Below are 17,033 nucleotides of genomic sequence, written 5' to 3'. Positions count from 1 at the left end.
CCCCTGTACTGTATGTATCGTTTTCATCCCTTACTTACTGATTTCTTGATGAATTCTGACACCGCTTTATTAAATTCTTCCGGATGTGTGATGTTCGGAAGATGCCCCGCTCCCTTAATTTTCTTTAATTCTGCATTGCTCAGCAGTTTCTGCAGCCTTTTTGTTTCTTTCTGATCAACTACGCTTTCCTTCTCACCCGTAAGGATAAGCGTTCTTGTATGAATGTCTTTTAAAAAGCCGATCGTAGAATAGCCTTCTTGTTGATGTATCTTCATAAAACGTTCAATAGAAGCATTTAAGAATTGATTCCTGTATAAACTTTCATATTCATGCGATTTTCCTATAGCTATAAAATCATTTTTCAGTTTTTCCTCGACACTGCTTTCAGGGTCTTCTTCGTATTCGGTGTAACTCCCGGAAAGAATGAGTGTTTTTACTTTTTCAGGGTATTCATAGGCTATCCTCTGCCCTATCATGCCTCCCCAAGAAGCTGCCGCAATGTGGATCGGCCAAGCAACCCCTATCTCGTTCAGCACTTCGATAAAAGTCTGAGCCAGCCCGCTCAATGTAAAATCGGCGCTCCCCTCACTCAGCCCGTAACCCGGTGTGTGGATGACAATTACATTAAATTGGTCTGTCCACTCCTTCATTTGTTCTTTCCACATGTAAGCAGTGGTAGCAAAACCGCAAATCAGTAAAATTGTTTCCCCCTTACCGCTCATCAATATTTCCATATGCCGGGCATTTTCTGTGTTTGCCAGAAAATGAACCGTTTCCGTTTCTTCTGTCTGGTAAAAAGCGATGAGTTTTTTTGCGGCATCGCTTTGATCGTGCTGAAGGGCTCCTTTCTTCAGTCTGCTCCAATAATGCAAATAATCGTCGAGATGACGATTGGAAGCTGTGCCGAGTATTCGGAATGGACTTTCAGCTTCTTCCGTAACGATTGACGAAGCATCAAAATCGGCTGCAATCGCTGAATCTCTTACTAGAGGCGGTGCTGAACGGGCGGATAACGGCTTGAAATCATTTTGTATTTTTTCTTTTTCTCCGTATAACACGATCAGCTGGTGGCCTTGGCCGAGAAGCGAGTGTTCAAAAGCTTTGATTCCGGCAGTATTTTCTAATGGGTGAAGTCCGTACTCGGTTTTCATAATGTCTTGAATGCCGGGATCAACTGACATGCCTCCGTCCTTCCAGAAAGGCCAATTTACAGCGATGGTTTTTCCTGATCTCCCCCCCTCCTTTCTCATACATTCCCTCCACTCGGCAAAATGCTCCAGAAAACGATTGGCGTAGGCGTAATCGGCTTGACCCAGACTTCCGATTTCTGATGAGATGGAAGAAAACAAAACAAAAAAGTCTAAAGGCATATTTCTGAGCGCTTCATCCAAATGAATCACACCATTGACCTTTGATTGCAGCACCGCCTGAGCTTCCGCGTCTGTTTTATTCATAATGAAAGAGTCTTTCAACACGCCTGCACTGTAAATGACCCCGTTGATTTCGGAATAATCAGCATGAATTTTTTCCGCTAACTTGATGACCTGCTGTTTATCTGACATGTCAGCCTGGATGTAAGAAATGCTTGCCCCGTCATATCGGATGCTGTCTAATTTTTCTTTCATTTCTGCTGTCATTTTCGATCGTCCGGCAATGATAACGCTGGCTCCGTGATTTGCATAAAGAAACGCTGAAATAATCCAGCCGATGCCGCTGAACCCTCCGATGATGAGATACACTCCGTTTTTTACAAACTTTGCGGCCTTTTGCCCTGGTTGCAGCGAAGCATCTTTGTATGCTGTCACCCGCCTTTTTTGATCGCCGTCATATTTCACAGCCTCATGATGTCCGGCACTTAATTCATTGAGAAGCAAAGGTGCTTTTTCAATGGTCTGTCTTGAAGAAATCTCAACCGTTTTACACTTTATATTCGGCTGCTCCGCATTCAGCGTTTTAAAAAAGCCTCCAATCGCGGCGTAAACCGGATTTGTATATTGATCCTTGTCATGTACGTACAAAATGTTGATGTTATCTTTTATTTTTTGACGGATCAACGCTTTGCTTAAATAAAGGATTGAATAAAAGCTGTGAGTCAAATCTAACGCTGCCTCAGTATAAGCTTTTTTTGACAGGTAATGAATGATTGACGCCGGAAACGCTCCGGACTTTTTCATATCATCTAACAGTCTGGTGTAATGAGCAGACTGCTCCGGATTAAATTTATAATGCTTTTCATTTACCATTTCATATTCAGCGGCGGCTTCCGCATAAATAACATTTTCACTGCCGATGTACTTTCGGATTTCATCACTCAATGAACTGCTGAAATCGAAAAGCAATGTATTTTCCTTAGGCACTTCTCCGGACTTTAATGGCGATTCTATCCATTCTTTTTGTAAATATAAAGATTCAAGCACCGGCTTTTCAGACGGCTCTTTCGTTTGCGTTTTTTCTTTAAAAGCTGCAGCCGGTGTATTGCGCACATCATATTTTTCTTCTAAATAAGCTGCTAAATCATGAATATTGTTATAATCAAAAAGCAATGTCGGATACAATTGTGTATCCAATCTTTCCTCTAGCATTTTCGATATATGCAGCAGCTGTTTTGAGTCAAGACCCAGTTCGTAAAAAGATTGATGTTTGTCCGCTTTATTTGGCGGCGTGTTTGTCACATCTCCAATAATGGATGACAGCTCATCTGTCAATGTTTTTTGACTGTCTTGGTGCTGAACTGTATCAGAGATAGAGTCTGTAACGCGAGCTCCGTATTTCTCCTGCAGAAATTCTGTCAATTCACCGATTGTGGAGTAATCAAATAATAAAGTCGGGTACAGCTTTGTATCTAACATCAGTTCTAATTTTTTGGATAAGTCTAATAACTGTTTAGAATCCAAGCCCATCTCGTAAAAGGAAATATCATTCTTCACCGTTTCAGCAGGCTTTTCAATCATGCCTGCTATCTCTTGGATCAAATTATTTCTGATCATTTCTTTATTGTTCGTTACGCTGCCGACCTCTTTTGCTTTATGGGAATGCTCCAGCCTTTGTATTGATTTTTCATTTCTGACTCTTTTCACACCGAATCGTTCATAATAAAAAGCAAGCTCTCCATCAGGCCTGTATACTTCTATGTCCGCATATAAAATGTCTTTAGAAGGCGGCTGCGTTATACTGTTTTTATTAATATACACAAAACAAGATCCGGTTGTTTTATGCAGTGCCCGGAATGTCTCAATATATATAGGGATAAACGCATTTGTTCCTTCATCCGGCAAGTCTGATGTAAGGATTCCCAACAGGCTGAGAGACCCATCCAAAAATGCGGGATGCATGTAAAAGTCATTTGTATATTCTTTTGAAAGTCCGCTTAAACTGACCTCTCCCAGAATATAATTTTCACCTTCATATACCGTACCTTCCAATTTCATAAAATCTTTATGAATCAGGCCGCCCCTGCGCAAATTACGATAGGCGGCTTCAGCATCCGAAGTCCGGACGGCCCCTTTCTTTAATGCTTCGATTGAAATTGTCTTTTCGTTTATCGCATTTTTTCTTATGATTTCCGCCTGCAAGTTGACTGACGCTTCACCTTCCGCCTTTTCAGCGACCCATTTCCTGCTTGTTGTTTCAACAAGCCAGCCGTTTTCTTGTTCCGTAAACTGGAAGGTGACTTTTTTATCAAAATGGACTGACGTCGCAACAGGTTCACGGAATAAAACATGTTTGATTTCAAAACTTCGGGGTGATATCCCTTTCTCAGCTAAAAATCGTGTTATTAAATCCAGATACGTTACGCCGGGTATCGTACGCACTTGATGAAGGACATGGTCTGAAACAATATAATCGTCATGTTTGACTAATACGCTGAACCTCATGCAACTCGACAACCTTTCTTCTTTTACAAAGTAAAGAAACAGAGCAGGTGCTACTCTGTTTCATCAATAATTTCAAGAAGCCGTTTTTTATTCTGTTTGATTTGTTTTTTCCGATTTGAATCCGGCCAGTACTCTTTTCTGACAAACTCGGCAGGCGGCAGCGGAGTTCTGACGGAATGATATGAATCATCCAGGCCGCTTACCAAAAGGTGGGCGTTTGTTCCGCCGAAACCGAAAGCGCTGATGCCCGCCCTCCGTTTTCCATCCTTCCAGCTTCTCAGTTCTGTATTCGGATAAAAAGGCGACTTTTCAAATTCAAAGCGGGGATTTGGCGTTTCACAATTCAATGTAGGCGGAATTTCCTTATGCCATATTGATAAAATCACTTTAATGAAACTTGCCGCTCCGGCAGCGCTTAATAAGTGTCCGATATTGGTTTTTACACTTCCTACTCCGCAAAATTGCGTTTTGTTTGTGTCTCTTCGGAATACTTTTGTCAGAGCCTGAAGCTCAATCGGATCTCCAATCATCGTGCCTGTGCCGTGAGTTTCGACGTAGCTGACTGATCCGGGAGTGATATCGGCTTTTTCAAATGCATCTTGAATAACCTGCTCTTGAAGCTTAGGATTCGGAGTCGTAATTCCCATTGTCGCACCGTCGTTATTAATAGCTGATGCTTCAATGATACCGTATATCCGATCTCCGTCAGCTTTTGCTTTCTCCAGCGGTTTTAACAGAACAGCGCCAAAACCCTCTCCGGGTACAAAGCCGTTTGCCCTTTCATCAAAAGTAAAACACTGACCGTCCGGCGAAAGAGCTCCTCCTTCTGTTAACATCAGGTAAGGAATTTCATCCAAAAGCAGATCCGCCCCTCCTGCCAGCGCCATTTCTGAATCACCGTTTTTTATGCTTTGGCAGGCTAAATGAATGCTGACTAATGAAGAAGAACAAGCGGTATCAGAAACCATGCTTGGACCGTGAAAATTAAAGAAATGCGACACATGTGAAGCAATAAAGTTTTGACTAAGCCCGACGATGTGGCTGCTGCTTTCTTTCGGCAGTTTGTGACCGTAGCCGGCCATTCTGGAACCGACAAATACGCCGACTTTTTTTCCCGATAATTCTGTTTCTTCATAACCGGCATCCCGTACAGTCTGTACACTCGTTTCTAAGAAATGTCTTATCAGCGGATCCGTTTGGATGGCTTTCTCCTCTTCCATACGGAAATACTCCGGATCGAAACTGCCGATTCCATTGATAAATCCTCCCCATTTGCTGATGCTTTTTCCCTTTTGCTGCACCGGAGAGTAATTTTCTTCTATATTCCACCGGGAATCAGGTACTTCTTTAATATGGTTCTTCCCTTTTCTCAGATTGTCCCAAAATTCCTCTTTATCAGCCGCGCCCGGAAACTTACATCCGATTCCGATAACAGCTATCTTTGCAGAGGAAGCCGTCTGCGGTTTTGTATTTCGGCTCGTACAAGACTGTATATCATGCTGATTGCTGCTTTGAGAATCAGTCTGTTCGATTTGTTTTTTCAACGGCGGTGCCGTCTTACCGATATATTCCGCAAGACCATGAATCGTGTTGTGTTCAAGAAGCACAGTAGGGTCGATTTTTTTCTGAATCATTGCTTCTATACGATGTATAATGCTGACAAGAAGTATAGAATCCACACCGTATTCCTGAAAATCCGTATTTGGGTTAAGCTTTTCAAGGGGGATGCTCAATTCCTCGGCAAATACGGCAGAAAGTTCACTGACAAGCCCTTCTGAACGATCAAAAGTGCCGGGAGTCTCCTGTCTTCGGACCGGAAATGAAGTCTTGCCGGTTTTATTGATGTTCAGGAGACTGTCTGCATGAAACACTGTTCCTTTTTTCACGATAGGAATGATATTGGCCGATTTTTTCTCCAGTGCATGATACAAAATCGCCAGTCCTTCCCGCGTGGATAGAGAGTCCAATCCCAATTCATCATATAAAGGACTCGTCACAGTACCCATTCCGACTTCTTTCCAGCTCGGCCAATTGATGGACGTAAAATACGTTCTCCCCTTTTGAAAATGATAATCCGCGAAATAGTCCATATATGCATTTGCAGACGCGTAATCAGTCATTCCTTTCGACAGTTTGGGTGACTGTGCTGCAATTGATGAAAACAGAATAAAGAAATCCAGCGGCCTATTATTAAAAATCCGCTCTAAATTCTGAAGTCCAGTGACTTTCGGCCCGTACACCGTCTTAAATTCACTCATTCTTTTATGAATAAAGGCCGGATTTCCGCCGCTATGCAGTCCGGCACAGTGTATGACACCGCTAATATCTTTAAATTCAAGGCTTACTTGGTGAAAGAATGAACGAAGCTTCTCTTCATTTGTGAGAGAACCGCTGTAATACAGATAGTCGACACCTTTCTCTTCAAAACTTTGAAACAGTTTTATATTGCTGACTGTCTTTTCGTCCTGTCTGCCCTCTTTCAGCAAATGATCCCATTCACTTCGCAAAGGTAATGGACGCGTACCCGTCAGCACGAGTTTTTTCACTCCCCGTTTCACCAAATCTTCAGCTATTGCTCTGCCAATGCCCCCTGTTCCGCCGGTAATGACGATGGCTTTATCCGCAGGAAATGAAACAGGCCCGCCGCCGGTATGGATTCTTTCTTCTTCAAAATACGGAACATATCTGACGCCGCTGCGGTAGCATACTTCATTCTCTCCGGTACATTGCGCCCTTTCATTCTCAAAGATTTGTTTCAGCTCATGCGTTTCTTTCATGCTGTCTATATCTATTGTTTTCACATGAACAAAGCCGTATTCCGCAGAAAGGGCTTTCAGAAAAGCCGCTGATTCTGCACCCGTCAGTTTTGGTTTTTCCGCTTTAAATACCTGCAAGCCATTGGTTAGTTGTAAAATGGATAATGGTGTTTCCTTTTTACTCCGCTTAATTATTTCTTGTATAAATAAGAATTTACCATATGGGATGCCGTTCTGATTGTCACTCTGGTTTCCGATATCTGAGAAATCAAATATATTTTCGACCTGCCGCTCACCGCCCGAGAAGATCTCACAGATAACGTCGTATGCGTGGTTTTCATCTAATAAAGAACACTCAAACATTTGATCAGAGTGTTTTATAAATGAAGAGTGATGTTTTATGACAATCAGATTCTCCTGATCTATATCTGAACAAATGGTGCGGGCAATTGATTCTGTGTCTTGATTCACAAATACAACTGTCAGTCCGTACTCTTTTGTTTCGGAAGGATTTACAAACGGATTCTCCCTCCATTTTTTTTGCAAGTGATGTTGAAAAGAATGCTGAGGGATCTCTGTCCTCTCAGTCCTGAACGGAACCCAATAACGTTCTTTCGCAAACGGATAAGTCGGAATTGAGATCCGTTTACCCGGCTGCTGTAAATGTTGATGAACGGATTTCCAGTCGATATCCGCCCCCCAAACCCATAATTGAGCCAGCTTTTCCGCTTCACCGTTCTCAATAATGGTCTTTACAAACAATTCACCTGCTCTGCCTTCTGTTAACGCCTTCATTTTTTCAGCAAATGCATCTGATTGCTGATTAACATATACGCCTGGAACTTGCTTGTCACCGCGGCAAAACTCAGATAATTTATCTTTCATTTCTTTCAGAGAGGTACCGGTAATCGCCGCTCTGGCCTCCATCGCTTCTCTGCCCGATTGTGTAGTGTATGCCAGATCCCGTAAAACGACGCTTTCCGATTGGCCGCCTTCCATCACTTCATTCGGGAACATGTCTCTTATCGCTCCGGCATATTCCTTCAGTAAGTATTCAGTAACCGCTTGAATAGAGGGGCAATCCGTTAATTCATACATCGTGAGTTCAATATGAAACATTTCGTTAATAAAATCCGCCATCCGGCTTAATTCCAAAGGCCCTACACCAAATTCACTCAGGTGATCAGAAATATTAATTTCTTCCGGATGGATATGAAGCAATTCCGAAATAAACGGTTTGAGTACTTCATTCACCTTTTCTTTCATATCAGGCTGTTTATCCTTTACTTCAGGACTTAGTGAACGCTGAATAAAATCTTTCATGTTTTCGGCATACTCAAGAAGACGTTCGTTGTCTTTGGCAGATAACAGGACAATATGCGGTTCGTTCTCAACATGTTCTGTTGAGACGTTTGTTTCTTCATATTCTTCTATAATAATATGAACATTCGTTCCCCCGGCTCCGAATGAGCTGATTCCCGCTCTTCTCGGAACAGTTACTGTTTTTCCGTTTTCCTGCAGTTTCGGTTTCTTCCAGTCTTGCAATGACCGCTGTACATAAAAGGGAGATGCTTTAAAATCAATATTTGGATTCAACGTCTCCGCATGTATGGAAGGAAACAGTTTTTTCAATTTCATTTGCAAAAGAACCTTTGTCAAACCGGCAATTCCCGCTGCGGCCTCAAGATGACCGATATTTGATTTGACAGAACCGATTGAACAATATTGAGTGTGCTCCGTAAATTCCCGAAACGCTTTTGTTAATCCGGTGATCTCAATCGGGTCTCCCAGAGAAGTTCCCGTTCCGTGAGCTTCAATATAACTAATTGTACGGGGGTCAATACAAGCTTTCTGAAGCGCGTCCTGTATCAGTTCAGACTGACCATTCGGATTAGGAACCGTAAAACCGTTTGTTCTCCCTCCGTGATTGACCGCTGTCGCTTTAATCAGCGCATAAATATGATCTCCGTCCCTTACCGCTTCCGCCGCCGGCTTTAAAAGTACGGAGCCCACTCCTTCTCCCGGTACATAACCGTCACCGCCCTCGCCGAATGTACGGCATCGGCCATCACTTGCAAAGAAGCGGCTTTGATTTAATAATGTATATTTATTCGGATGAAGTGTAAGATTGACCCCGCCCGCAACAGCAAGTGTGCTCTCTCCTCTTCGTATACTTTCACAGGCTAAGTGAATGGCGTTAAGAGAGGATGAACACATTGTATCCACCGCCATACTCGGCCCCTTAAAATTAAAGAAATACGATATTCTGTTTGCTATTGCAGAAAATGGAGACCCGACGGCCAGTTCATTTCCTTTAAGTGATTCTTCAACACCGAAAAATTGATAGCTTCCATATGTGACGCCTGCAAATACTCCGACCTTTTTGCGGGTCAGATCAGAAGGTTTATAACCCGCATCCTCTATGGTATTGTATACTGTCTCTAAAAAGAGACGTTCCTGAGGATCAAGAAAAGCCGCTTCTTTCGGTGATATCCGGAAAAATAAAGGATCAAACCGGTCTGGATTTTTCAGAAAACCTCCCCACTTATAGCAGCTTCCCTCGAGCATTTCCTTCCGGTCATCAGGAATTTCGCTTACGCAATCCCGTCCATTCATCAGCACATTCTGGAACTCTCTGATGTTTTCCGCACCCGGATATCTGCCGCTGACACCGATAATGGCTATATCAGCAGAAAGGGGATCGGCCGCAATGTGCTCTTTTGAATCTTCTCCTTCAGAGCGTGCCGGCGCTTTTGTTTCCACTGGTTTTCTTTTTTGCTTTTTTTGATATGAAACAAGTTCAGATCTGCCGGCCGAGTTCAGCAGTTTCATCATTCGTTCACTGTGATGACTCAGGAAATATTCGGCTAACTGCGATATTGAATGATATTCAAAAAATAATGTTTTCGACAATCTGCCGATACTTTGCTCCAGCTTTTTGGTCAGACGCATGATCATCACTGAATCAATGCCGTATTTCTCCAGGTATTGTTTTTCATCTATGAGTGAGGCCTGTAATTTCAATTCCTCTGACATTATATTTTTTAGATAACTGATGATATTTTGTCTTAATTCATCGCTTTGTAAATCGGCATCTTCCTGCTGGTCTGAATGTAAGCTGATTGTGCCGGCACGCTTCAGCACATCCTCAATCTTTTCTTTTCGGCCTTTCAGGGCAATCAGCTGTTCAGATGATTGACACAAGCTGTTCTCCAGAGCCTGTATTCCGTCACTGTCATCTAACGGGTCAAGGCCGAGTTCCTGTTTCATGTAGGATATTCCTTCATCGTCAATATTCATCCCTCCGGAAGTCCATAGCGGCCAATTGACTGACACTACCCTTTCGGCAGACTCTTTTGCGGTCATAACTGCTGCATACTGATCCAAAAAGGCATTGGCGAAAGCATAGTCACATTGGCCGGCTGAGCCGAAGACTGCCGATGTGGATGAAAACAAGACAAGTAATTCAACTTTCATTTTTTTGATTTCTTCCGCCAGCCAGAGCGTGCCATAAACTTTCGAACCTGTGACTTGATCGATTTCTTCTTTTGTCTTTCTTAAGATAAAAGAGTCACGGAGTACGCCGGCACTGTGAAATACTCCATGTAAGATGCCGAACTGCTCTTTTGCAAAAGCAAACATCCGTTCAGCATCACTTTGTTTTGAAACATCAGATCGGATATATTCAACTGTTGAACCTGAACTTCTTAAATATTCGATCTTTTTTTTCTGCTCTTCAGTTAAATCAGAGCGCCCTGTCAATATGAGATTCGCTTTCCATTTTTCCGACAGATGTTTTGCCAGTATATAACCGAGACCGCCCAGACCTCCTGTAATCAGATAATTCCCATGATGTTTCAGCGGCTGGGTTAAATCGAATGAGCCGGCTTTATTATAGCTTTTCGTAAAACGTCTGCCGTTTTCATAGCGCACTTCTAAATGGCTATCCCGTTTTTCGTCACACTCTCTCTGATATATATCAGCTATTGCTGGAAGAGCGGCTCCCGCACCCTCTGATTGCGTGATATTGATAATCTGGTAGTGAAAATTGGGGTGTTCCTGGTGAACGGTTTTCACCAATCCGCCGAGAGCATGATGCAGCGGCAGTTGTTCTTTATTCTCAGTTTGAAAAACATGCGTCAGTTTTAGTATCTTTTTCCATTTCAGTTCAATCAGCGCCTGTGTAATATACAGAAGAGAAAACAATCCGTTTTCCAATTGTTTCTGTATACCTCCCTTACTCATGTCAGCCTGAGAATCAGACCACAAGTGAAGAATCTTTTCGGGCGGCTGATAATGATCATGAATGTATCGGAACAGCTTTAGATAATCGTCTTTTTTCACGTGGTTCATACAAATCGTATCATCATGTAAAACAGCAAATTCTTTTCCGCGGATGACAAACAAGAGAGTGCAGTCCTTAAACAAACCGCTCAATTCTTGTATTTGCCGTTCATTTTCTGCAAAAATCAGGAGCAATCCCGTCAAGGACACGCTCTTCTTACTCGGAATGAACGATTCTGTCCATTCCGGCTTGTAATATAAAAGCGGATGGTTCGATGCCCGTGATTTTTGATTCTGAATGGATGTCACACGGGCATAGCCTTCGTCAGCCGACATTTGTCCTGTTTGAATCAGATCAAGAATATCGCTGATTTGTTCACGTTTTCCGTTCATCATTCTTCCCCCATTAATTGTTTCAATACAGCCTTCTGATCAATATCATTGGTTTCTAATTGACGCAGGAGACGAATGAGTTCATCGTCCGTCCGAACAGTGTCTTTTTCATGACCATATCTGAATCTCACATCTCTGCACTCCGCCAGAATGCTTCCGTTTCCATCTGTAAATGTCATATGACACGTTACATCACGGCTGTTCTGCCGGTTCTCTTTTTGAGTATAGACATAAAAATTTTGAGCGAGAGGCTGATAGACATCCGCCGCTCCCATTCCGATCAATTCCGGGAAGGTTTCTCCGCTGACAAAAAACGCACTGGCTTGAATCGCGGACTCAAGCGCTTCAGGTGAAATCGTAAAATTTTCTCTTTTTGCATAAAGCTCATCCGGCATTGAATGAAGCGACAGCATTCCGTCACTGTTTTTCGCTGATTCAATGACAAAAGGCGCTTCAGCCGGATGTTCAGTCATTTCTGATTTGACTTCAGCAATATCAAGCGCTTCAGGAAGCATACCGCTTTCAGGCTTAACAATATGCGCATTTCCCCTGGCAAGACGTACTTTATTCTCACTTTTTGTGTTTGCATATATGTCAAATCGCGCAAAGTCGCGCTCAGGCGTCAGCGTAATCATCAGTTCCCGTATATCAGTCATTCCGTTCATGCTTTCGGTCCACAATAAATCAGTTAATGTATGAACTGGTTGTCCAAATGCCTCCGTTGCATTGACGATAGCCATTTCAGCCAAAGATGCATAAGGGAAAAAGGACACGTTTCCTTCAGACAGACTTAGTGCGAACGGATGATTACGGCTGATTTTTTTCGTGAAACTGAACTGATTAAAATCGGACGTGTTACTCCCCAAGAAAGGGTGACCCGGCTTACTCACATCCGCTGGAACAAGTGCTTCCCCTTTTTCCGCTATCCAATACCGCTGTTTGATCAGCGGTTGTCCCGGAATAGAAACCCTGCGGGCATTCCGATTCACCTCAAAAGTCTCCCAATCTATCTTTCTACCGTTTACCCATTTGGATGCTGCTTCGGCGTAATCTGAACAAACGTGAGGCATTTCATTGTGAACTTCTGATTCGAATGTATTACCGGTATAGCTCAAGCTGCTTTTTTCACCCCTGATATAAGCTGAAAGCTCTTCAGCAACGACCTGCCCGGAATCTGCCACTATCGCCAGCCGTTCTTCCATATGATCGCGTCCCGTTTGAAGTGTGTAGGCAATATCCTGAAGACGCAGTTTATGATTGTTATCCTTCGATTCATTTTCTGATAGAAAATCAGCCATAACCTTCGCATATTTTATCAGCCGTTGTTTGTCTTGAGCCGATAAAACAAAGATCACTCGGCCGCTTTGATGATCAAAAGCTTTTGGCGGTTCATACGCTTCCAATATAAGATGCGCGTTTGTTCCTCCTGCCCCAAAAGCGCTTACCCCGGCTCTCAAAGGATGAACAGCATGGCTGTTTTGCGGAATATTCCATTCAGCCGCTTTCCGCTGCACTTGAAAAGGAACCTGATCAAAATCTATAAACGGATTAACAATATCGGAATGCAGAGAGGGAACAAGCTGCTTATTCTTCATTTGGAGAAGCACTTTCGTTACCGCAGCGATTCCTGCCGCAGATTCTAAATGTCCGATATTTGATTTCACCGAACCGATGGCGCAAGGATGGTTCAATTGATAGGAATCTTTCAGTCCTTGAATTTCAATCGGATCGCCTAATGACGTCCCTGTTCCATGCGCTTCAATATAATTGACGGTGTTCGGATCAATGTCAGCTTTACGAAGCGCTTCTGAAATGACCTCCGCCTGCGCATCCGGATTCGGTATGGAATACCCGCTCGTCTTTCCTCCATGGTTAACGGCGCTTCCCTTAATCACACCGTATATTTGATCTTGATCTTCTATTGCTTTTTTCAATGGTTTTAACAATACGGCTCCGACTCCCTCACCGGGAACGTAACCGCTTCCGTCTTTTCCAAAACTCCGGCATCTGCCGTCACTTGATAGAAACTGTCCCATGCTGAGGAACTTATATTTATTCGGATGTATTGACAAATTCACTCCGCCGGCTAATGCCATATCGCTCTCTCCGCAATGTATGCTTTGGCATGCGTAATGAATAGAGGTAAGTGATGAAGAGCACATTGTATCCAGAGCCAAACTCGGACCTTTTAAATGAAAATAATAAGACACCCGATTGGCAATTGAAGAATAGACGGAAGCCGGCGAGAAAGCCACTCCGTTTTCTTCTCCTTCAAATAGTTGATATTGGCCCCACATGGCACCGACAAATACACCGACTTTCATCTTTTCCAGCATGTTTCTCGGGTACCCTGAGTCTTCAAAACAATTTTTGGCCGTTTCTAAAAAGAGCCTTTCCTGGGGATCCATAAGTTCTGCTTCCCTTGGGGAAATATGAAAGAAAAGCGGATCAAATTGATCGGCTCCGCTGATAAAACCTCCCCACTTGCTGTAAGACTTCCCTTTCATATCTCTGTCTTCGCTGAAGAAATCATCCATATTCCAGCGGTCAGGCGGGATTTCTGTAATACAATCTTTTCCGCTCTTTAAATTATCCCAAAATTCAGATAAGTCTTCAGCCATGGGATACTTTCCGCTTAATCCGATAATGGCAATGTCTTGATGCCTTGTATCAGCTGTTTCATTTATTTGGATCTCACGGCTTTCATCCTCCATGAAGGTATCTTGAAGTGCAGATTCCAATTTTTCTTTGTCGCCTTCAAACACGATCAGCTGTGATGCGTTCAGAGAGAGTGAATCTTGAAAAGCTTTGATCCCATTGGTTTTACTAAGGGGAACCATACCGATTTTTTGTTTCATCCATTTTTCAGTTTGTTTATCCACTTTCATGCCGCCGTCTTCCCATAGGGGCCAGCCGATGGCTACTGAGACGCCGGAGCGTTCTTTTTTCCGCCTCATTCCTTCACGCCACTCAGCGAAAAGATCGATGAACCTATTGGCCAATGCGTAATCCGTCTGTCCGATATTCCCGTACATCGAGCTGCTTGATGAAAACATCACAAAAAAGTCCAAAGGTTCGGTTTGCAGCAAGCTGTCCAATAAGACCGTCCCATTTATTTTCGGAGCGATCACTTCCTGAATTTCATCTTTTGATTTTTGAATCAATAAAGCGTCGTGCGTCACACCGGCACTGTGTATCACACCGTTGATTTCTCCGAATTTCCTTTTAATGGTTTTTATGATTCGCTCTGCATCGCGGCTATCTGAAAAATCTCCTCTTATATATTGAACCGAAGAACCGCCTGCTTTCATTCGGCTGATTTTGTTCTTTTTGTCTTCCGTCAGTTCAGAACGGCCCGCTAAAATAATATTGGCTTTCGTTTGGGCTGCGATATGTTCTGCAAATATAAGGCCTAAGCCGCCGGCCCCTCCTGTAATCATGTATACTCCGTTTTCTTTAAAGGAGAAACTTGAGTTTTGAGCCGGTTCTGCTTCCCGTAAGGCACGGACCCAGCGCACATTTCCTTCATAATAAAGATCGGTTTCTCCCGGATGCGCTTCAGTTGATTCGCATCTGATGATTTCAGCTGTAAGAGCCGGCAACAATGACTTGTCTGAAACTGATATCCCGATTGTCTTAAGGACCAGTTTCGGGTTCTCAAGCAAAATAGACTGCCCTGCGCCATGGACTGAAGCGTAAAGCGGCTGATCATTTTTATGATCCGCCGGATAAAGGAAAAGCGATACAACCTTTTTTTCCGCCTTGCTGCGCATCAATGCCCGGCTGAAAAAGAATAGCGGGTAAGCCCCTTTAGAAAGCTGTTCACTTATTTTTTCCGGGCCGGCAAATGATCCTTCCGGCCACCCGTACACCACAGTGTCGGGCATTTGCCCCCTTTTTTTCAGATCAGCTGCAAGCCTGTCAAAGTGAGCTTCCTCCCTGTGGTCTATCTCATAAACACCGTCTCCGTGATAGGAGAAACGATTCCCTGATAAAACGAGAATGATCTGTGTATTTTCGAATTCATTTTCCCGCATAAAATGAAAAAGCTCTCTGTCATATTGAAACAGCAGACATGTTCTTTTCTTTTTATTTCCGCAATGCGGGTCCCAAGCGGCAGCCTTTTGTCTCCAATACGGCGTTAAATAGGTCAGAGCCGTATGATTCTCTCCATGATGAAGAGGGAGGTCTTTGTCAACGGAAGTCTTTTCGCCGCTCTCTGCAAAATAATTTGCAAGTTTTTGAATCGTCGGATACTCAAACAATAAAGTAGGATACAGTTCCCTGCCTGTTTTCTCCTCCAATGCTTTTACGGCTTGCATAAGTGTGACGGAATCCAGGCCTTGTTCATAAAAACCTTTTACCACAGAGAGTGTTTCAGGGGCAGTCCCTTTGATGTCTGCGATCAGCTGCTGAATGTCTCCTTCTGTTATAAGAGCGGAAAGATTTTCGTTCTTACTTTCTTTCATGTCAGGCAGTTCAGCCGGTTGATTTTGCGTTAAGAAATAACTGGACATTTTTTTATTTTCTTTAATATACGCGGCGAGTTCCCGGATCGTTTTCTGCTCAAACAGGAGTGTAGGATACAGCTGTTCCCCTGTTTTGTTTTCAAGTTCTTTGACAATGGCAAGCAAAGAAGCGGAATCCAGGCCTTGTTCATAAAAACCAATGTCTGTCCTTATGTCACGCAGATCTAGATTTGAAACCCCGGATATTAATTCTTTAAGGTGTGTCTCAATGCTTTCGCTTCGATCTATGATTGAATCTTTTCTGATCAGGCTGTCTTTTGGCCGAGAAGCCGCTTCAGTTTCCAAACGAGTCTGCTTCAGGTTTTCAATTAAATCTTTTGAGCGAATATGTTTCACAGACAGCCGCGTAAAATAAGCGATCATCTCCCCGTGTGCATCGTACAAACCGTAACTGACTTGGATGACATCCCCTGAATCATGATGTTGGTCTTGCTTCTCTATGTACACATAACACCTGTCTTCCAGGCGCTTCGTCATACGGAAAGATTCAATATGAATGGGAATATACGTTTTCATCCGGCTTGCCGGAGATCCTTGTGTAAAATATTCGGGACATGCCTGATAAAGGATCGATATGATGGTAGACGCATCAAGAAAAGTGGGATGCAATTGAAAATAGCCGGTATATTGTTTGGCAATTTGGCTGAGCGACAACTCTGCAAGTACAGAATGATCAGACGCATAAACCTTCCCCAGACTCTTCATAAATTCAAAATGCGCTATATCAACCTTTTTTAAATAGTCATAACATATCTCCATATCGGCTTCACGGACGGAGGCATGTTTGATTTCATCGATATGAATTGAACTCATGCTTTCCGGGAATTTCTGCATGAGCCTGCAGTTCATATTCTCATCCCAGCTTTCATCCAGAATGCGGTCATCTTTTACCTTTCTGCTCTTCGCTTGAATTTCCCATCCCTGTTCCAATCCCTGAAAACGGATGCGGATTTCTCTGTCAAAGGTATCCGATGTTGCTACAGGTTCCAAATACAAAATATTCCGACACTCGAGATCTTCAATAGGCAAACCTTTGCTCAGCGCCATACGGTATATCATATCTAAAAATGTGACACCGGGTATAATCCGGGTGCCATGCACCCGGTGATCCCTGACAATATAGTCCGTATGTTTAATTGTTAATGTGAACTGATAGTTTTGATTACTGGCCACCTGTCTCATTCCTTTTCTTTTCT

Annotated in this window: 3 protein-coding genes; all 3 read right to left on the bottom strand. The window is 43.2% G+C overall.

Annotated features, from left to right (window positions below; translation table 11 throughout):
* Positions 1-23 precede the first annotated feature (23 nt).
* From G9F48_RS02940 to G9F48_RS02930, 3 genes are read right to left on the bottom strand one after another with little or no spacing between them, the layout of a single operon-like run.
* Positions 24-3,875: an alpha/beta fold hydrolase gene (locus tag G9F48_RS02940; RefSeq protein WP_165409007.1), complete on the bottom strand. Its 3,852-nt coding sequence runs from the start codon at positions 3,873-3,875 to the stop codon at positions 24-26.
* Between the two features lie 50 nt (positions 3,876-3,925).
* A complete protein-coding gene (locus tag G9F48_RS02935; RefSeq protein WP_165409006.1) occupies positions 3,926-11,308 on the bottom strand; it encodes an SDR family NAD(P)-dependent oxidoreductase in 7,383 nt (2,460 codons plus the stop codon).
* Positions 11,308-17,010 carry a type I polyketide synthase gene (locus tag G9F48_RS02930; RefSeq protein ID WP_165409005.1) on the bottom strand — a complete coding sequence of 1,901 codons (5,703 nt, stop codon included), beginning with the start codon at positions 17,008-17,010 and terminating at the stop codon, positions 11,308-11,310. The genes G9F48_RS02935 and G9F48_RS02930 overlap by 1 nt, the downstream gene beginning before the upstream one ends.
* Positions 17,011-17,033: the final 23 nt, after the last annotated feature.

The organism is Bacillus sp. EKM420B, assembly GCF_011065565.1.
Classification (GTDB): Bacteria; Bacillota; Bacilli; order Bacillales; family Bacillaceae; genus Bacillus; species Bacillus velezensis.
The sequence above is the reverse complement of the archived record's forward strand: the minus strand, read 5'-3'. Positions and strand labels throughout refer to the sequence as shown.

Bases quoted from the DNA above. Each gene is read 5' to 3' on its own strand.
- G9F48_RS02935 (WP_165409006.1), bottom strand. From the start codon at position 11,308: ATGAACGGAAAACGTGAACAAATCAGCGATATTCTTGATCTGATTCAA.
- G9F48_RS02940 (WP_165409007.1), bottom strand. From the start codon at position 3,875: ATGAGGTTCAGCGTATTAGTCAAACATGACGATTATATTGTTTCAGAC.